General features: G+C 45.1%; 19 protein-coding genes. 5 read left to right on the forward strand and 14 right to left on the reverse strand.

Annotated elements, in window-relative coordinates:
- Positions 1–13 precede the first annotated feature (13 nt).
- A complete protein-coding gene (kbl, locus tag QUE34_RS21815) occupies positions 14–1210 on the reverse strand; it encodes a glycine C-acetyltransferase (RefSeq protein ID WP_103253764.1) in 1197 nt (398 codons plus the stop codon).
- 213 nt (positions 1211–1423) lie between these two features.
- Here kbl and rfaD point away from each other — a divergent pair, with 213 nt between their 5' ends.
- From rfaD to rfaC, 3 genes are read left to right on the forward strand one after another with little or no spacing between them, the layout of a single operon-like run.
- Positions 1424–2356: an ADP-glyceromanno-heptose 6-epimerase gene (gene rfaD, locus QUE34_RS21820; RefSeq protein ID WP_000587764.1), complete on the forward strand. Its 933-nt coding sequence runs from the start codon at positions 1424–1426 to the stop codon at positions 2354–2356.
- A gap of 9 nt (positions 2357–2365) precedes the next feature.
- The gene (gene rfaF / locus QUE34_RS21825) at positions 2366–3412 is read left to right on the forward strand and encodes an ADP-heptose--LPS heptosyltransferase RfaF (RefSeq protein ID WP_000699228.1); all 1047 of its coding nucleotides are present in this window, start codon (positions 2366–2368) and stop codon (positions 3410–3412) included.
- Positions 3413–3415: 3 nt separating this feature from the next.
- Entirely contained in the window at positions 3416–4375 is a 960-nt protein-coding gene (gene rfaC / locus QUE34_RS21830) for a lipopolysaccharide heptosyltransferase RfaC (protein WP_032304047.1), read from the forward strand.
- A 47-nt stretch (positions 4376–4422) separates the two neighbouring features.
- On the opposite strand, the gene QUE34_RS21835 is transcribed toward rfaC, so the two are convergent.
- Genes QUE34_RS21835 through rfaQ form a run of 9 tightly spaced genes read right to left on the reverse strand, consistent with a single transcriptional unit; the run spans position 4423 to position 13285 of the window.
- A complete protein-coding gene (locus QUE34_RS21835) occupies positions 4423–5676 on the reverse strand; it encodes an O-antigen ligase family protein (RefSeq protein WP_032304048.1) in 1254 nt (417 codons plus the stop codon).
- Positions 5677–5710: 34 nt separating this feature from the next.
- On the reverse strand, positions 5711–6484 hold the full coding sequence (locus QUE34_RS21840; protein ID WP_032304049.1) for a glycosyltransferase family 25 protein: 774 nt from the start codon (positions 6482–6484) through the stop codon (positions 5711–5713).
- 31 nt (positions 6485–6515) lie between these two features.
- Positions 6516–7544, reverse strand: coding sequence for a glycosyltransferase family 8 protein (locus tag QUE34_RS21845; RefSeq protein ID WP_032304050.1), 1029 nt, complete (start codon positions 7542–7544; stop codon positions 6516–6518).
- Positions 7545–7569: 25 nt separating this feature from the next.
- A complete protein-coding gene (rfaY, locus tag QUE34_RS21850) occupies positions 7570–8262 on the reverse strand; it encodes a lipopolysaccharide core heptose(II) kinase RfaY (protein WP_000633087.1) in 693 nt (230 codons plus the stop codon).
- A 9-nt stretch (positions 8263–8271) separates the two neighbouring features.
- Positions 8272–9267 (reverse strand): glycosyltransferase family 8 protein, encoded by a 996-nt coding sequence (locus QUE34_RS21855; RefSeq protein ID WP_032304051.1) that lies wholly within the window; start codon positions 9265–9267, stop codon positions 8272–8274.
- A 16-nt stretch (positions 9268–9283) separates the two neighbouring features.
- The gene (gene waaO / locus QUE34_RS21860; RefSeq protein ID WP_032304052.1) at positions 9284–10300 is read right to left on the reverse strand and encodes a lipopolysaccharide 3-alpha-galactosyltransferase; all 1017 of its coding nucleotides are present in this window, start codon (positions 10298–10300) and stop codon (positions 9284–9286) included.
- Positions 10301–10315: 15 nt separating this feature from the next.
- Positions 10316–11113: a lipopolysaccharide core heptose(I) kinase RfaP gene (gene rfaP, locus QUE34_RS21865; RefSeq protein WP_032304053.1), complete on the reverse strand. Its 798-nt coding sequence runs from the start codon at positions 11111–11113 to the stop codon at positions 10316–10318.
- Entirely contained in the window at positions 11106–12230 is a 1125-nt protein-coding gene (locus QUE34_RS21870; RefSeq protein ID WP_032304054.1) for a glycosyltransferase family 4 protein, read from the reverse strand. The genes rfaP and QUE34_RS21870 overlap by 8 nt, the downstream gene beginning before the upstream one ends.
- Entirely contained in the window at positions 12227–13285 is a 1059-nt protein-coding gene (gene rfaQ, locus QUE34_RS21875) for a lipopolysaccharide core heptosyltransferase RfaQ (RefSeq protein WP_072001011.1), read from the reverse strand. The genes QUE34_RS21870 and rfaQ overlap by 4 nt, the downstream gene beginning before the upstream one ends.
- Positions 13286–13697: 412 nt before the next feature.
- Between rfaQ and waaA the strand changes: the two genes are divergently transcribed.
- Positions 13698–14975 carry a lipid IV(A) 3-deoxy-D-manno-octulosonic acid transferase gene (gene waaA / locus QUE34_RS21880; RefSeq protein ID WP_000891553.1) on the forward strand — a complete coding sequence of 426 codons (1278 nt, stop codon included), beginning with the start codon at positions 13698–13700 and terminating at the stop codon, positions 14973–14975.
- A gap of 7 nt (positions 14976–14982) precedes the next feature.
- Positions 14983–15462, forward strand: a complete 480-nt coding sequence (gene coaD / locus QUE34_RS21885) for a pantetheine-phosphate adenylyltransferase (protein ID WP_001171862.1) — start codon at positions 14983–14985, stop codon at positions 15460–15462.
- 38 nt (positions 15463–15500) lie between these two features.
- On the opposite strand, the gene mutM is transcribed toward coaD, so the two are convergent.
- From mutM to radC, 4 genes are all read right to left on the reverse strand, one after another.
- Entirely contained in the window at positions 15501–16310 is an 810-nt protein-coding gene (mutM, locus tag QUE34_RS21890) for a bifunctional DNA-formamidopyrimidine glycosylase/DNA-(apurinic or apyrimidinic site) lyase (protein WP_001114533.1), read from the reverse strand.
- Positions 16311–16407: 97 nt separating this feature from the next.
- Positions 16408–16575, reverse strand: coding sequence for a 50S ribosomal protein L33 (rpmG, locus tag QUE34_RS21895; protein WP_001051798.1), 168 nt, complete (start codon positions 16573–16575; stop codon positions 16408–16410).
- Positions 16576–16595: 20 nt separating this feature from the next.
- Positions 16596–16832: a 50S ribosomal protein L28 gene (gene rpmB, locus QUE34_RS21900; protein ID WP_000091955.1), complete on the reverse strand. Its 237-nt coding sequence runs from the start codon at positions 16830–16832 to the stop codon at positions 16596–16598.
- A 216-nt stretch (positions 16833–17048) separates the two neighbouring features.
- Positions 17049–17717, reverse strand: coding sequence for a RadC family protein (gene radC / locus QUE34_RS21905; RefSeq protein WP_032185477.1), 669 nt, complete (start codon positions 17715–17717; stop codon positions 17049–17051).
- Positions 17718–17770: the final 53 nt, after the last annotated feature.

Below are 17770 nucleotides of genomic sequence, written 5' to 3' on the forward strand. Positions count from 1 at the left end.
CTCACATCCTCACTCAGGCGATTACGCCCAGTTGTTTACCAATACGCGTGAACGCTTCTACCGCACGCGTAATTTGCTCAGGGGTATGCGCCGCAGACATCTGGGTACGAATACGCGCCTGACCTTTAGGAACGACCGGATAGAAGAAACCGGTGACGTAAATGCCCTCTTTTTGCAGTTCACGTGCAAATTTTTGCGCCACTACAGCATCGCCAAGCATGACCGGAATAATGGCGTGATCGGCACCCGCCAGGGTAAAGCCCGCCGCCGACATTTGCTCACGGAACTGACGCGCGTTCGCCCACAGACGGTCACGCAGCTCGCTACCCGCTTCAACCATCTCCAGCACTTTGATGGAAGCGGCAACAATGGCCGGTGCCAACGAGTTGGAGAACAGGTACGGACGAGAACGCTGGCGCAGCCACTCAACCACTTCTTTGCGCGCCGCGGTATAACCACCAGAAGCGCCACCCAGCGCTTTACCGAGCGTGCCGGTGATAATATCGACCCGGCCCATCACATCGCAGTATTCATGGGAGCCACGACCGTTTTCACCGACAAAACCGACCGCGTGAGAGTCATCCACCATCACCAGCGCATCGTATTTATCGGCGAGATCGCAAACACCTTTCAGGTTGGCAATCACGCCGTCCATTGAGAACACACCATCGGTGGCAATCAGCATATGACGCGCACCGGCTTCACGCGCTTCTTTCAGACGTGCTTCCAGCTCCTGCATATCGTTGTTGGCATAACGATAGCGTTTAGCTTTGCACAGACGCACACCATCAATAATAGACGCGTGGTTCAGTGCGTCGGAGATAATGGCGTCTTCCGCGCCCAGCAGCGTTTCAAACAGGCCACCGTTAGCATCAAAGCAGGAAGAGTAGAGAATCGCATCTTCCATCCCCAGGAAGGCCGCCAGTTTTTGTTCAAGCTCTTTATGGCTGTCCTGAGTGCCGCAAATAAAACGCACCGAAGCCATGCCGAAACCGTGAGAATCCATTCCCGCCTTTGCCGCCGCAATCAGATCCGGATGATTCGCCAGTCCGAGATAGTTATTGGCACAAAAGTTAATGACGTGGCTTCCATCAGCCACAGTGATGTCTGCTTGTTGCGCAGACGTAATAATGCGCTCTTCTTTAAACAACCCTTCCGCCCTTGCGGTTTCCAGATCGTTGGTTAACTGCTGATAAAATTCTCCACGCATTGCGATTCTCCAGACAGGGCAAATTCCAGCACATATTACCCAAACTTATAGGTTGCGACGAGATGACGCGTTAACACTTCTGCAAAATTCAGGATAAATAACGTCCATCAATCTCACTTTTGGCGAATGGCTGAAGCGAACGCCGTGTAGTGATATGATAGAAGCATTCGTGTCTGAGATTGTCTCTGACTCCATAATTCGAAGGTTACAGTTATGATCATCGTTACCGGCGGCGCGGGCTTTATCGGCAGCAACATCGTTAAGGCCCTGAATGATAAAGGCATCACCGATATTCTGGTGGTGGACAACCTGAAAGACGGCACCAAGTTTGTGAACCTGGTGGATCTGAATATCGCGGACTATATGGATAAGGAAGACTTCCTGATCCAGATTATGGCTGGCGAAGAGTTCGGCGATGTCGAAGCGATTTTCCACGAAGGCGCGTGCTCTTCCACCACCGAGTGGGATGGCAAGTATATGATGGATAACAACTATCAATACTCCAAAGAGCTGCTGCACTACTGTCTGGAACGCGAAATCCCGTTCCTGTATGCCTCTTCCGCGGCCACTTACGGCGGTCGCACCTCCGACTTTATTGAATCCCGCGAGTACGAAAAACCGTTGAACGTCTACGGTTACTCAAAATTCCTGTTTGATGAATATGTTCGCCAAATCCTGCCAGAAGCGAACTCGCAGATTGTTGGCTTCCGCTATTTCAACGTTTATGGACCGCGTGAAGGCCATAAAGGCAGCATGGCGAGCGTCGCTTTCCATCTCAACACTCAGCTTAACAACGGTGAATCACCGAAGCTGTTCGAAGGTAGCGAGAACTTCAAACGTGACTTCGTCTATGTGGGCGACGTGGCTGATGTGAATCTGTGGTTCCTGGAAAATGGCGTATCCGGCATCTTCAACCTCGGTACCGGTCGTGCAGAATCCTTCCAGGCAGTAGCGGATGCTACGCTTGCTTATCACAAGAAAGGCCAGATCGAATACATTCCGTTCCCGGATAAACTGAAAGGCCGCTATCAGGCATTCACTCAGGCGGATCTGACGAATCTGCGCGCGGCGGGTTACGATAAACCGTTCAAAACCGTTGCCGAAGGCGTAACGGAATATATGGCCTGGCTGAATCGCGACGCATAAGAGCTCTGCATGAAAATACTGGTGATCGGCCCGTCTTGGGTTGGCGACATGATGATGTCGCAAAGTCTCTATCGCACGCTCCAGGCGCGCTATCCCCAGGCGATAATCGACGTGATGGCACCGGCATGGTGCCGTCCATTGTTATCGCGGATGCCGGAAGTTAACGAAGCTATCCCTATGCCTCTCGGTCACGGAGCGCTGGAAATCGGCGAACGCCGCAAACTGGGTCATAGTCTGCGTGAAAAGCGCTACGACCGCGCCTACGTCTTACCCAACTCCTTCAAGTCCGCATTAGTGCCTTTCTTCGCGGGTATTCCTCATCGCACCGGCTGGCGCGGCGAGATGCGCTACGGTTTACTTAACGATGTACGCGTGCTCGATAAAGAAGCCTGGCCGCTAATGGTGGAACGCTATGTCGCGCTAGCCTATGACAAAGGCATTATGCGTACCGCACAAGATCTGCCGCAGCCATTGTTATGGCCGCAGTTGCAGGTGAGCGAAGGTGAAAAATCATATACCTGTAATCAATTTTCGCTCTCATCAGAACGTCCGATGATTGGCTTTTGCCCCGGAGCGGAGTTTGGTCCGGCAAAACGCTGGCCACACTACCACTATGCGGAGCTGGCAAAGCAGCTGATTGATGAAGGTTATCAGGTGGTTCTGTTTGGCTCGGCGAAAGATCATGAAGCGGGCAATGAGATTCTTGCCGCTTTGAATACCGAGCAGCAGGCATGGTGCCGGAACCTGGCGGGGGAAACACAGCTTGATCAAGCGGTTATCCTGATTGCAGCCTGTAAAGCCATTGTCACTAACGATTCTGGCCTGATGCACGTTGCGGCGGCGCTCAATCGTCCGCTGGTTGCCCTGTATGGTCCGAGTAGCCCGGACTTCACACCGCCACTATCCCATAAAGCGCGCGTGATCCGCCTGATTACCGGCTATCACAAAGTGCGTAAAGGTGACGCTGCGGAGGGTTATCACCAGAGCTTGATCGACATTACTCCCCAGCGCGTACTGGAAGAACTCAACGCGCTATTGTTACAAGAGGAAGCCTGACGGATGCGGGTTCTGATCGTTAAAACATCGTCGATGGGCGATGTTCTCCATACGCTGCCCGCACTCACTGATGCCCAGCAGGCAATCCCAGGGATTAAGTTTGACTGGGTGGTGGAAGAAGGGTTCGCACAGATTCCTTCCTGGCACGCTGCCGTTGAGCGAGTTATTCCTGTGGCAATACGTCGCTGGCGTAAAGCCTGGTTCTCGGCCCCCATAAAAGCTGAACGGAAAGCGTTTCGTGAAGCGCTACAAGCAGAGAACTATGACGCAATTATCGACGCTCAGGGGCTGGTAAAAAGCGCGGCGCTGGTGACGCGTCTGGCGCATGGCGTAAAGCATGGAATGGACTGGCAAACCGCTCGCGAACCCTTAGCCAGCCTGTTTTACAATCGTAAGCATCATATTGCAAAACAGCAGCACGCCGTAGAACGCACCCGCGAACTGTTTGCCAAAAGTCTGGGTTACAGCAAACCGCAGACTCAGGGCGATTATGCCATTGCGCAGCATTTCCTGACGAACCTGCCGACAGATGCTGGCGAATATGCCGTATTTCTTCATGCAACAACCCGTGATGATAAACACTGGCCGGAAGCACACTGGCGAGAGTTGATTGGTTTACTGGCAGATTCAGGGATTCGCATTAAACTTCCGTGGGGCGCGCCGCATGAAGAAGAGCGGGCAAAAAGACTGGCGGAAGGATTTGATTATGTCGACGTATTGCCGAAGATGAGTCTGGAAGGCGTTGCTTGTGTGCTGGCGGGGGCTAAATTTGTGGTGTCGGTGGATACGGGGTTAAGCCATTTAACGGCGGCACTGGATAGACCCAATATCACGGTTTATGGGCCAACCGATCCGGGATTAATTGGCGGGTATGGGAAGAATCAGATGGTTTGTAGGGCTCCGCTAAAGAGTTTAAATAATTTAGAAGCAGCGGCTGTTTATAAAGAAATTACATTGATTTAATAAATAGTAAGTGGGCATTATACCCACTTACTTAATCAACGTTTTTATTATTGTGGTTCTTTTTTACTCAAAAACGATATAGACAGGAAGAGGCACACAATCCACGATGCCGGTATTGGTTTAGCATGCGTAATGACATCACTAATGCCAAATAACATAATAGAAGCAGGGAAAACCAAAAGTATATATTTTTTCTCCCGGATACAGTAGTAGATCATTGCAACATAGAACATAATAAGAACAAGAAGACCAATTTTCCCTTTCGTGGAAAGAGCTTCAACAATTTCATTATGCATATGTACATCAAGGAATAATAAAGCTCCACTATAAATATTATTTTCTGCACTTAATGCTTTTATCTTTTCAGCACGCTGCTCAAGAGATTGCCAATTAAAACCATCAGGACTTCCTTTAATTCCTGCATTAACCATTGCAAAACGTGCTCCGACCGAGGATTGACTGTTATTTTTTGTAGCATATGAAATAACATCAGCTTTTAATGAATTAATTCGCCTCTCAATTTCCTTATTAAATATCAAACCACAAGCAAGTAGCAATATAAAAACACCACTCAATCCTTTAAATAAAAACACTTTTTGATCACGATGCTGAAGAAATAATATGACCATAATCATAAGTGGGAATGTGAAAATTGCCGCACGCGTTCCTGTCATCATTACTGCTGCAAAGCTTAAAGCAAAGTTAGCATAAAATAGAAACCATTTATATTTCGATTGCATTTTGATGAATACAATTGAAGAATATAAAGTAGTGAATGTAATCACATAAGCCGCAATAGTCGCTGCCCCCATCTGACCAATATTCCCATTCATGGCGGAGAGGGGAATGCGGTCTGCATGCAAATATATCCCTTGATAATATGCTCTACATAGCATGATTATTTGAACTAAGATAGCTGAAATAAAATGTAGCTTTTCATTTTGCCTGAATTTATTTTTACTTAGTAATAAAAATGTCAACGAGCTAAATACTAATAGTTTTCCAGACTCAAGATAGCCTCGATAAGCATTTCTATATACTACATCTTCTGTTTTATAAAACTCATACCATATCAGGTTCATTGCACCCAAAAGAAGTAAGCCAAGAATTAATATAATGATATTTTTATTATAATTATGCTTGTTATTTACAATTAATAAAAAAAGAGAAAATGCACCTGTAGCATTAATTATTTTAGTGGTAATATTTAGATCAATTGGCACAAACAACAAACCGATTAAATATAATAAAAAAATAAAATTACAGCTATTATTTCGAAATTGCTCAATTTTTACTTCCACGTTAATATCTCACAATAAATTGAAATTAACAATCTCATTTCAAAAGAGAAAAAAAAGCCACCTTTATCCAGGAACGTATAAACTTCATTTTTTTCTGAAGCCTTGTCCTGGGTTGTTTTTTTTCCGATATTAAAAGCCTTTCACTTTCAAGGTGACTATTAAACTCATTTAAAATAGGATGTAATATTATTTCGTCTAAATAAAAATCTTTTATAATATTATGTTGATGCATTAACTTCCAGCTATCAGCTCGATAGGTGCCATAATCCTTTGTCAATTTGAGCAACTTTAGTGCCATATCGTTATTCATCAAATATGAACATGTACGACGAATTTTATTTTTATTAAAATTAACACGACGAAAAATACAAGTACTTACCTTAACTTTACTAAAAAGGCTTTGCCCCAATACTGGATAATCATGTAATCCTTTCTGACCTCCAAGCAAATACAAATTATTATATTTTAACTTGTCTTTTTCAGAAGGATTAAAGTATTGAAGGAAATTTTTAAATTTCTCATTGACGATAACATCGTCCTCTAGAATGACTGCCCATTCTATATTTTTATCTATCATATCCTGATATATAAGCTGATGACTTAACGTACAAGCAATTTCTCCATCAGTCATTTCTGCGCCGACACCACTTAATCTCATTTCATTAATAATTTCTTTATTTTGAGGATCTTTAGCATCTATGGCATCAAAAAAATCAAAATTAATGTTTAATCGATGAAAGACATCATTTATTTTATTTCTTCGCTCAATATCTCTTTTAAGTGAGACAATATAAATGGGCAAGTTCATTAAAAAATCCCTGGATGATTAGTCTTAATAATTATTTGGAAAAATGCTTACGCGCTATTTTCTTACTATAATAGAGCATGAAATAGTAAAATGAAGATGCAATATTACCATTTCTTTTCAAATGTCTGGATTTCACTTGATACTGTTTTTCATTCGTGGCTGGAATAAACGCCACATCATTCCAGCAAGAAGCTTGATAAGCCTCATTAAAATACTTCTGGCAGGGATAATTCGTCCAGTCGTTCCAGGGCTTCGTTACGCCAACATAATGAATCAGCTTAGTATCATCGGTAATGGTCTTTTTATAATCTTCATCGCTTTTATTTTTTAACTCATAGTCAATGCCATAAAAGCAATCATAATCGCCGCTAATAAAAATACAATGACCAAAGAACAGAATATTTAAAATATCCTGATCAAGGCATTTATACTTCGTGTGCTGCGGGTCACTTGCCAGCATAGCAATGGCTTTATTCATAAAATCATTTTTCGCCCACGCTTCAAGCTGCAGATATACTACACCGGCGTTGAAATAATTCCCTGGAAGCCCCTCTATAGCCAGACGCTTCGCTGGTTTTTCCTGCATAAAAGGCACATCTTTAATAACAGCTGCGAATTTATCGCCATCAAAATTAATATCAAGCAATCCAGCTAATGAGCCTTTACAGATGACATCAGCATCGATATATAACAGATTTTCAATAGTTTCACTCAGATACTGGAACGCAACTAAACGGAAGAATGTTGCATAAGACCACTGTTTCAGGCTGGGGAAGATATCAATAAAGACACTGGAGACTTTATAAATTCTTACTTCAACGTTAGCATTTTTGCTGGTAAAAGCGTTAACACGTTGTAGATAATCTTCATCAATGTAGTCGGTAAAGAGATGAAACTTAACCGCAAGGTCTGGGTTATGCATAACAACTGATTGCATAGATACTGCCGCACCAAATAAAAAATTACGGTCAATACCGTAAGCGATATTTAACACACGATCGGTGTTAGCAATTTCCCCAGAGACAGCGACTTCAGTAATACTCTCAGCTAATAAATCCATGTTGGTTCCGTTTTGACTGTGTGGTTTACGCTTTGCCTTTTAATTTTTTAATAAATTTGCGTAGTTTGGTTCTGTAGATTACTGAATAGTAGCCATAATCTTTTATTTCGTTGGCAATACCCAGGTGACGTTCCATGGCCAGACGATCACGAGCTTTACGCTCTGCCGTACAGCTTTTACCGGATAGGTCAATTATCCTGACACCATCTTTACTAACGATAAAGTTACCCCGGTGTGGGTCGCCCGATAGCATATTTAAGGCATGCAATTTTTCCATTGAAGCCTTAATTTCTGCTTTAACATTTTCTGGAATAATCGGCATATCATTGAGCTCTACGCCCTCGACATACTCGATAAGCATGATAAAAACACTGGCATAGTTGAAAATTTTACGCTCAGCCAGAAAATAAAAATCATTAGGAAAAGTAAGACCTGCACTTCTGACACGATCGGTTTCAACGATCAAATTCTGATAGTAGTCACCTTTTACAAAAGATTTTAAAAAACGTTCATTCCTTTTCGTTTTCGGAGCAAAGACTTTAAAAACATAGCGACCATATTTCGTATCAATCAACGATACTTTGGTATCATCAATATTACGTAATACTTTTACTGTTTTAAAATTATAGGCCAGTATTTCATCAAAGATTTCTTTATATTTATTATCATTATCTTTGTAATAAAATGAGAAGCCGCGATAACGTATACTTGTAATCATAAGAGTAATTTATTTCTTAAGCTTGTACTTAATTAATGAAGTTATGCCTTTTATATACTCACCATGGGCAAACAGATGCTTATATTGTTTCTGCATTTCTGCAACAGTCCGCGCCTCTTTAAGAGGATATTTCTTCCAGGGAGATTGTTCACGCGCGATATTAAAGTATGATGCAGACGGATATCCAGCCCAGCTATGCCATGGTTTAGTTATCCCTGTATAGTGAATCAATACTGTTTTATCGGTAATGGTTTGCTGATACTTTCGATGACTACGATCATGAAGTTCGTTTTTCAGGGTATAAATAGTATCAAAATCCTTCGCGAGGTAGATATTATTCATATTAAATGCGATATTCAACGCATCCTGATCTAAATATTTAAGAGAGCCATATTTAGTTTCCCCTCGTAAAAGCGTGAGTAAATACGGTGTCAAATTTGCTTCATGCCACTTTTTAAGATTGACATAGATAACACCTGCATTGAAATAACGTCCATTCATTTCGGGAATGTTAAGACGTTTTGCACATGCCGCCTGAGTACTATCATTGTCAGGAATAACCGCAGCAAACTCATCTTTAAATATAATTTTTGTGAGAGGTTTCAGACTTCCTTTACAAACGACATCGGCATCCAGATACAGCAGTGTGGAAATACTTTCACTCAGATATTCAAAGGACAATACCCTGAAGTATGTCGCGTACGACCAAAACTGTGACGTCGGCAGATCAGCAAAGTATTTTGGGTCAATTAAATATACAATAATTGAGGTATTAAATTGTTTTGCTGTTTCATCAAATGACTTTAAATAATCATCATCCACATAATCAGTGAAAACATGAAAGACAAAATTAATATCTGAATTATTAATCAAAACGGAAGAAATTGAAACGCCAGCACCATACAAAAAATTCTTATCGATACCGTAGGAAACATTTAGCTCTGGGACGTTTTCTTTTTTATTATCTGCTAAATACGAAAACCGTTCTTTTATAAATTCATTCATTTAACTTTTCTCAATGTCATTTTATTATCTTTAAATAAAAATAATAAATATAATTCATTATCCCGTTAATTGGTTTATTTTGTTTAAAATTATGCTTAGCGCAATAACGAGCATAATTTGAGTTAATTGGCCGCATTAACGGTTCATTTTTCCATGGCGATGCTTCTTTGGCTTTGATAAATGGCTGCGCGCTTGGATAACCGGCCCAGTAATGCCAAGGTTTTGTCGGGCCGACATAATGAATTAATACGGTTTCATCATTAATTGGACAAATAAATGATTTTTTTAATTCATAATTTAAACTAAATTGCGTATTGTATTTAGCATCAATGAATTTAACTTTCCCTAACAGGATAAGATTTAGTATATCTTGATCCATATAGGTTAAACGGGAAACGACGGCTTTATCAGCAAGCATCGACATCGCTTTAGCAGAAACGGACTCCTGCGCCCACGCTAGTGTATTAATTAACAGGACACCTGAATTAAAGTAACCCTTTTCAAGTTCATTACACTGCAGACTTTGAGCCCGTAACGACCACCAGTTAGCATCGCGTTCAGTAACAACAGCAGCAACGTTATTGGCAAGATCCATTGTTATCAGCGGTTTTAAGGTTCCCTGACAGGCGATATCAGCATCCAGGTACAGGATCTTATCTTGTTGATCAATAAAGTAATCTGCAATTACAAAACGGAAATACATGGCAATAGACCAATTTTTGGTCGTCGGTAATACCTTAAGCCGTTCACAATTTACCAGATGGATCTGGATACAGGTATGATAGCTTTTCGCCAATTGGGATAAACGCTGGATATCGGCGTCAGGGATATCATCAATAAAAACGTGGAAGACAAAACTCACGTCGTTGTTATGTAACAAAACTGACGTGATTGAAACACCACAACCAAAAAGAAAGTTCTGATCAATGCCATAAGCAACATGGAATGATGATGCCACTGACGCCTCTGGCCTTTCATCGAAGATGATTGTCTTATTGATCATCTCTTGTGGATTAAAATAGTGGGCACTCATATTTCTCTCCGGAAATTACAACGATTTTCTAATCGTTCTTTCCCTGATTTTCGTGGCTTTTGCTTCTGCTTGCGACAGCAGCCCTTGTTCCTGCTTGAGTATGTCTTTAAGCGGTACGGCAAAATATACCTTCATAAATCGCCAGATATCACGCTGAGTCAGGCCAATATTCATCGAAGAAAAATAAAGCCCAATAAGATCTTTATCGCGCCAACGACGTGGAACGCGCGTGCGAAGCTGCGCCCGGTGCAGGTCAATTACTGAAATTTTTAACTCATCTTCCCTACCAGAAAAAGGCAAGTGCAGCAGGAAATGACAGATATAACAGTCACGGTGGTTAATGCCCGCAGCATGCATATCGCGCACCATCGTCGCGACACGTTTAATAAGCATACGCTTTACGCGGACATCTGGTGGGTTAGTCGCCCAGTCAGCACAGTAATCTTCCAGACTGATAGTTGGCGTCAGATCTTCGGTAATAATAAACGAAGTTCTGGTCAGCGGATTAATGCCTTTTTCGCCGAATGCCACCCCATACATAGTATCAACGCCGACATCCCGCAGCCGATGAATCGCATTCCATTCACGGTCTGCACCTAATACTGGCATCCGCAATGAGAGTAAATTTTTGATTATCTCTTTCAGGGTCGTGCCGCGATGCCATTTGAGAAAATAGCTTTTGCCCGCCATTTCAAAGCGCAGAGTGCGGCGAGTTTCCAGTTCACGAAATACCTCACCCTGCAAGGTTTTAACTTCCTCAAAAGGATCTTTACCGCGCCATAACGTGGCAAACGGCTCTTTCAGTTCAACCATCCAGACCACCCGTTATGATATCCGCCGCTTTCTCTGGCAGACTGTATAAATCTTGTGTATCAGCATAATGTCGCGCATTTTCCGCCCAGGCCTGGCGCAATGAAGATTGCGTTAACGCTTTGCGTAAAAACTCATTCAATGTTTCCTGACGGAATGGCTCAGCAATAGCCACGCCGCAATTCGCGTCAACAATATAATGCGCATAACCACAAACAGCAGTTGTTAGAACCGGTAATCCTGCAGTAATCGCTTCCAGCAGCACAATTCCCGCCGCTTCCTGGTAGGCAGGATGCAGTAATAAATCCGCCGCCGCCATTAATTCCGAGACATCGTTACGCCCAGAGAAGAAGTGAACATTACTGCGCACGCCGCGTTTTTCTGCCAGTGCCTCAAATTTTCGCGGTTTATCCTGCCCAACAACATATAGCAATGTGTTGTGGCGCAGTGAATCCGGGAGCGAAGCAAGTGCTTCAATGGAACGATCGACACCTTTACGCGTGAAGTCTGAACCGACCTGCAACAATAAATATTGTTGTTCTGTTATTCCATTTTTCTTACGAAAGCTTTCACGGCTATTGGCTGGCTGCTGGCTATATTTACGGTCAGGATAAATCCCCGGAGGCAAAATATGAAAACGCTCCGCTTCAGTCTGATAATGTTTCTGGAAATCGGCGATTTGCTTGTCCGTCAGCATCAGCAACTGTGTCGGCTTGCCCTGTTCAAAGGTTGCCCGCTCAAAGGCGGCATAATGGCGATAACGTGACGTCAGGCGATAGAAAAAGCCTTTCTCCTGCGCCACTTTCTCGGCATAACAAACATCAGCGGCATAATAAACGTCCAGCCCCGGCATTTTGTTGAATCCAACGACTTTATCGACCGGATGCTCGCGTAAATGTTTTTGCACCCAGGCAAAATACTCCGCGTTACGCCCGTGATTGGTATGCGACTTAACCGGCACGTTGATCAGTTCAAACACATCAGGGCATTCGCCTTCCCATGACTGGGCATAAACCCGAACATGATGCCCTCGGGCCGCAACTGTCTGAGCAATACGCATAAAATCGCGTTGCAAACCGCCAAAGGGAAAATATTTATATAAACAGAAAGCAACGATCATAACGACGTACCTGTCGTGGAGGATGGCAATAATTTATCAACAGCAGCAATGACATCTGCCGCCGGAATAACCGAAAGATACATCTCATTTCGGTCACGCTGATCGCGTGTTGGCATTTCCCGGTAATCTCCCGCCCAGAATTGAATCATGTTATTTGACCAGGGACGCCAGAAAATATGGTCTGTTGCACCAAACAGCGATATCAGCGGCGTATTAACTGCAGCGGCAATGTGCGCCGGTGCGGAATCAACGCCAATAAACAGCTGCGCATGATCGATTAACGCACCAAGTTCCGGGAAGGTTACCTTTCCGGCCAACGCCGTTACTGGTGGCGTCTGGCATCCCTGCGCAATTTCATTGACGCAGGCCAGATCGTCTTTATCCGGGCCGGACGTCAGAACGACTTCATAGCCACGTGTATGTAAGGCATCAATCACAGCGGAAAACTTGGCGTTGTCCCAGCATTTGAAGATTTGCCGCGCGGTAGGTTGGATAACCACATAATTTTGTCCAACACCTGCGTGATCCAGTTCGCGACGCATTCGTTTCCAGCTTGCAGGCGGGTAACTCATCGTTGTCTGCTTCACCAACGATTCGAGACCCAGTGGCGTCAGCACGGATAAGTTACTTTCCACCACATTTCCACCCTGCAACGGCACCAGATGGGTGAAGCTTTTACGCCAAAAAGCAGACTGCCGATGATGATAATCCTGGGAAATTTTCACACGGGCATTTAATAAGCGAACCAGTATAGCAACCATCCATTGATCGGTAAGATTGACGATAAGGTCATACTTATTGGCACGTAATACCTTGATGAGATGAAAAAAGTTGGAAATTTTCTCTGAGGCTTTTGCTTTTTTATTTTTTATGCCGTAGAGCGCGTTAATCTCTGGATTTTCAGACAGAATCGGGATGGTATCCTGATAAAGCAGCACATCGATTTTTGCGTCAGGGTAATTTTTTTTCAGCGAACTAATGACAGGAGTAGTTAATAACATATCCCCATGAAAACGCATCTTAATGAGCAAAATTCTTCGAAATGGCTTATCCACAAGTAACTCTTTTTGTTGAGATTATCCGATTAAGGTGAAGCAGAAAAAGCACGCTACCGCCCCAGGCTCAACAGCTACCTGAATACTGATACCGTACTGATATTGACGCGCTAGTGTATCACTTCTTTCGCGGCAATCCGATCCGAATGATTTTTAAGCACATCGTTGTTTTTCAATAAAGAAATCAATCAAATAAAATCATTAGCAACAATATTCTTTCACTGTTGCTCCGCGATTCCTTACTGCACGTACTGCGGAAATCAATGAATCGCATAAAAATACAAAAAAAGTATAGATGTTCAGCAAGAATTGGTGGGTAAATTGCTATTTAAGTCAAAAACGGGAAAAGTAATGGTAAAGCCACAGCTAAATACATAGAATCCCCAGCACATCCATAAGTCAGCTATTTACTATGCTCGAATTGCTTTACACCGCCCTTCTCTACCTTATTCAGCCGCTGATCTGGATACGGCTCTGGGTGCGCGGACGTAAGGCTCCGGCCTATCGAAAACGCTGGGGTGAACGTTACGGTTTTTACCGCCATCCGCTAAAACCAGGCGGCATTATGCTGCACTCCGTCTCCGTTGGTGAAACGCTGGCGGCGATCCCATTGGTGCGCGCGCTGCGTCATCGTTATCCTGATTTACCGATTACCGTCACCACCATGACGCCAACCGGTTCGGAACGCGTACAATCTGCGTTCGGTAAGGATGTTCAGCACGTTTATCTGCCTTACGATCTACCCGATGCGCTTAATCGTTTCCTGAATAAAGTCGACCCCAAACTGGTGTTGATTATGGAAACCGAGCTATGGCCTAACCTGATTGCGGCGCTACATAAACGTAAAATTCCGTTGGTGATCGCTAACGCGCGACTCTCTGCACGCTCTGCCGCAGGTTATGCCAAACTGGGCAAATTCGTCCGTCGCTTGCTACGTCGAATTACGCTGATTGCCGCCCAAAATGAAGAAGATGGTGCACGTTTTGTGGCGCTGGGTGCAAAAAATAATCAGGTGACCATCACTGGTAGCCTGAAATTCGATATCTCTGTCACGCCGCAGTTGGCTGCCAAAGCAGTAACGCTGCGCCGCCAGTGGGCACCTCATCGCCCGGTATGGATTGCCACCAGCACTCACGAAGGTGAAGAAAGTGTGGTCATTGCCGCACATCAGGCGCTATTACAGCAATTCCCGAATTTATTGCTCATCCTGGTACCACGTCATCCGGAACGCTTCCCGGATGCGATTAACCTTGTCCGCCAGGCTGGGCTAAGCTATATCACACGCTCTTCAGGGGAAGTCCCCTCCACCAGCACGCAGGTTGTGGTTGGCGATACGATGGGCGAGTTGATGTTGCTGTACGGTATTGCCGATCTCGCCTTTGTTGGTGGTTCACTGGTTGAACGTGGTGGACATAATCCACTGGAAGCCGCCGCACACGCTATTCCGGTATTGATGGGACCGCATACCTTTAACTTTAAAGATATTTGCGCACGGCTGGAGCAGGCAAGCGGGCTGATTACCGTCACCGATGCCACTACGCTTGCAAAAGAGGTTTCCTCTTTACTCACCGACGCCGATTACCGTAGTTTCTATGGCCGTCATGCCGTTGAAGTGCTGTATCAAAACCAGGGCGCGCTACAGCGTCTGCTTCAACTGCTGGAACCTTACCTGCCACCGAAAACGCATTGAGGTTGTTATGCAAAAACGGGCGATTTATCCGGGTACTTTCGATCCCATTACCAATGGTCATATCGATATCGTGACGCGCGCCACGCAAATGTTCGATCACGTTATTCTGGCGATTGCCGCCAGCCCCAGTAAAAAACCGATGTTTACTCTGGAAGAGCGTGTGGCGTTGGCACAGCACGCAACTGCGCATCTGGGAAACGTGGAAGTGGTCGGATTTAGTGATTTGATGGCTAACTTCGCCCGAAATCAACACGCTACGGTGCTGATTCGTGGCCTGCGTGCGGTGGCGGATTTTGAATATGAAATGCAGCTGGCGCATATGAATCGCCACTTAATGCCGGAACTGGAAAGTGTGTTTCTGATGCCTTCGAAAGAGTGGTCGTTTATCTCTTCATCGTTGGTGAAAGAGGTGGCGCGCCATCAGGGCGATGTCACCCATTTCCTGCCAGAGAATGTCCATCAGGCATTGATGGCAAAATTAGCGTAGCGTTTATGCCGGATGGTATGCCATCCGGCGCGCATCAATTACTTCTGGCACTGCCGACAATAAAACGTTGCCCGCTGCGCATGTTTCGTCGCCACAATCGGCGTACCGCACACCCGACACGGCTCGCCTTTTCGCCCGTAAACCTGCAATTCCTGAGCGAAATAGCCCGGTTTACCATCACTTTGCAGAAAATCTTTCAGAGTTGTACCGCCCTGCTCAATCGAACGCAGCAACACCGCTTTAATCACCCGAGCTAACAATTCACACTCCGCCAGCGACAGTGATGACGCCAGCCGATCCGGATGGATCCCCGCCGCAAACAGAGATTCGCTGGCATAGATATTCCCTACGCCTACCACCAGCTTGTTATCCATCAGCCACGGTTTAATCGCCGTTTTTTTCTTCGCGCACTTCTGATGCAGGTACTCACCGTTGAAATCGTCACTAAGCGGCTCCGGTCCAAGATGGGCCAGCACGTTGTGCCCTTCCAGCTCTTTGGTCCACAGCCAGGCACCAAAGCGGCGCGGATCGGTGTAGCGTAGCACTTTGCCGTTGCTCATCACCAAATCAACATGGTCATGCTTTTCAGGGGGAAGCTCTTCTGGAAGGATGCGCAGGCTGCCAGACATCCCTAAATGAATGATAATCCAGCCCTCAGGCAGCTCCAGCAGCAGATATTTAGCCCGGCGCTGCACGCTAAGCACTGGTTGGTCGCTTAAACGGTAGATCTCTTCCGAAACCGGCCAGCGCAGGCGTCCGTTGCGCACCACCGCATGAAGAATGGTTGCACCAACGAGATGCGGTTCTATGCCGCGGCGGCTGGTTTCAACTTCGGGTAATTCAGGCATAGCATCTCCAGGAATCAACAGATGCAGTCAATATGGGGGCAAGCAGATAACAAAAAACCCCGCCGGAGCGAGGTTTTTCGTTACATCAAAGCGAGAATTATTTGATTTTCGCTTCTTTGTAGATCACGTGCTGGCGAACAACTGGATCGAATTTTTTCAGTTCCAGTTTTTCCGGCTTAGTACGTTTGTTCTTCGTAGTGGTATAGAAGTGACCAGTACCAGCAGAAGAAACCAGCTTGATTTTCTCACGAATACCTTTAGCCATGATTTATTTCCTCTAAGTACTTAGTACTTTTCGCCACGGGCACGCAGTTCAGCCAGAACTGTATCGATGCCTTTTTTATCGATTACACGCATACCTTTAGCAGATACGCGCAGGGTGACAAAACGCTTCTCGCTCTCAACCCAGAAACGGTGAGAGTGCAGGTTCGGCAGGAAACGGCGTTTAGTCGCGTTCAGTGCGTGGGAACGGTTGTTACCGGTCACCGGACGCTTGCCAGTAACTTGGCAGACTCGGGACATGTCTATTCTCCAAAAATCAAATTAGCTCGAGCTTCGTATGGGGTATTGGCGCCTCGTCAGGCTTTACAGCCCGGTCATCGCAGTTCTATGTGAACTCTCGATTGCCAGGCCCAAATGCCAAACCCGAGATTCTCAAAGGTGGCGTAGTATACGCTGACTCAGCGATGTGCTCAAGTCCCGAACAGACAAAGATCCCGAAGGATCGCGCATAGCGGGTTAAATCCAGCCGCGTTCGGCAAAAGAAACATACTCTCCACGCCCAATCACGATATGGTCGAGCACGCGTAAATCCATGAACTGACAACTTTTTATTATCCGTTCGGTAATGAGTTTATCCGCTTTACTGGGTTCAGCACAACCCGAAGGGTGATTATGTGCAAGGATCAGCGCCGAGGCGTTTATTTTTATCGCTTCGCGGATAATTTCCCGAGGATGGACTTCAACATGGTTTAGCGTGCCGGAAAAAAGACGGCTATGCGTTATAACCCTGTGTTGGGAGTCGAGAAAGATCACCATAAAGATCTCCCGCTCCTCGCCCGTGAGCTGGCTTTGTAAAAATTCCCTCGTCATCTCCGGGCTGAGTAAAGGGCTTTCTTCACGCATCCGCACGTTGTAGTAACGCCGCGCCAGTTCAGCAATCCCCTTTAACTGAGCGAACTTCGCCACACCAATTCCATGAACACCGCTAAATTGTTCATATTCAGAGGTTAACAAGCCATAAAGAGAGCCGAAATTCTCCAGCATCTCTTTTGCCAGGGTTAATACATCTTTACCGCGCGTTCCGGTACGCAGAAATAGCGCCAGCAGCTCAACATCCGTTAACGCACCAATGCCAAACTTCAGCATTTTTTCGCGCGGCATCAACAGCTGTGCATTGTTTTTCACCTTCACCTCCTTTGTGGTGCTCGCATCCTGTCATAGCCGTTCCGTTAAATCGA

The organism is Escherichia sp. KS167_9B (genome assembly GCF_030295215.1).
GTDB lineage: Bacteria > Pseudomonadota > Gammaproteobacteria > Enterobacterales > Enterobacteriaceae > Escherichia > Escherichia coli_F.

Bases quoted from the DNA above. Each gene is read 5' to 3' on its own strand.
- kbl (WP_103253764.1), bottom strand. From the start codon at position 1,210: ATGCGTGGAGAATTTTATCAGCAGTTAACCAACGATCTGGAAACCGCA.
- rfaD (WP_000587764.1), top strand. From the start codon at position 1,424: ATGATCATCGTTACCGGCGGCGCGGGCTTTATCGGCAGCAACATCGTT.
- rfaF (WP_000699228.1), top strand. From the start codon at position 2,366: ATGAAAATACTGGTGATCGGCCCGTCTTGGGTTGGCGACATGATGATG.
- rfaC (WP_032304047.1), top strand. From the start codon at position 3,416: ATGCGGGTTCTGATCGTTAAAACATCGTCGATGGGCGATGTTCTCCAT.
- QUE34_RS21840 (WP_032304049.1), bottom strand. From the start codon at position 6,484: ATGAACTTGCCCATTTATATTGTCTCACTTAAAAGAGATATTGAGCGA.
- QUE34_RS21845 (WP_032304050.1), bottom strand. From the start codon at position 7,544: ATGGATTTATTAGCTGAGAGTATTACTGAAGTCGCTGTCTCTGGGGAA.
- rfaY (WP_000633087.1), bottom strand. From the start codon at position 8,262: ATGATTACAAGTATACGTTATCGCGGCTTCTCATTTTATTACAAAGAT.
- QUE34_RS21855 (WP_032304051.1), bottom strand. From the start codon at position 9,267: ATGAATGAATTTATAAAAGAACGGTTTTCGTATTTAGCAGATAATAAA.
- waaO (WP_032304052.1), bottom strand. From the start codon at position 10,300: ATGAGTGCCCACTATTTTAATCCACAAGAGATGATCAATAAGACAATC.
- rfaP (WP_032304053.1), bottom strand. From the start codon at position 11,113: ATGGTTGAACTGAAAGAGCCGTTTGCCACGTTATGGCGCGGTAAAGAT.
- QUE34_RS21870 (WP_032304054.1), bottom strand. From the start codon at position 12,230: ATGATCGTTGCTTTCTGTTTATATAAATATTTTCCCTTTGGCGGTTTG.
- waaA (WP_000891553.1), top strand. From the start codon at position 13,698: ATGCTCGAATTGCTTTACACCGCCCTTCTCTACCTTATTCAGCCGCTG.
- coaD (WP_001171862.1), top strand. From the start codon at position 14,983: ATGCAAAAACGGGCGATTTATCCGGGTACTTTCGATCCCATTACCAAT.
- mutM (WP_001114533.1), bottom strand. From the start codon at position 16,310: ATGCCTGAATTACCCGAAGTTGAAACCAGCCGCCGCGGCATAGAACCG.
- rpmG (WP_001051798.1), bottom strand. From the start codon at position 16,575: ATGGCTAAAGGTATTCGTGAGAAAATCAAGCTGGTTTCTTCTGCTGGT.
- rpmB (WP_000091955.1), bottom strand. From the start codon at position 16,832: ATGTCCCGAGTCTGCCAAGTTACTGGCAAGCGTCCGGTGACCGGTAAC.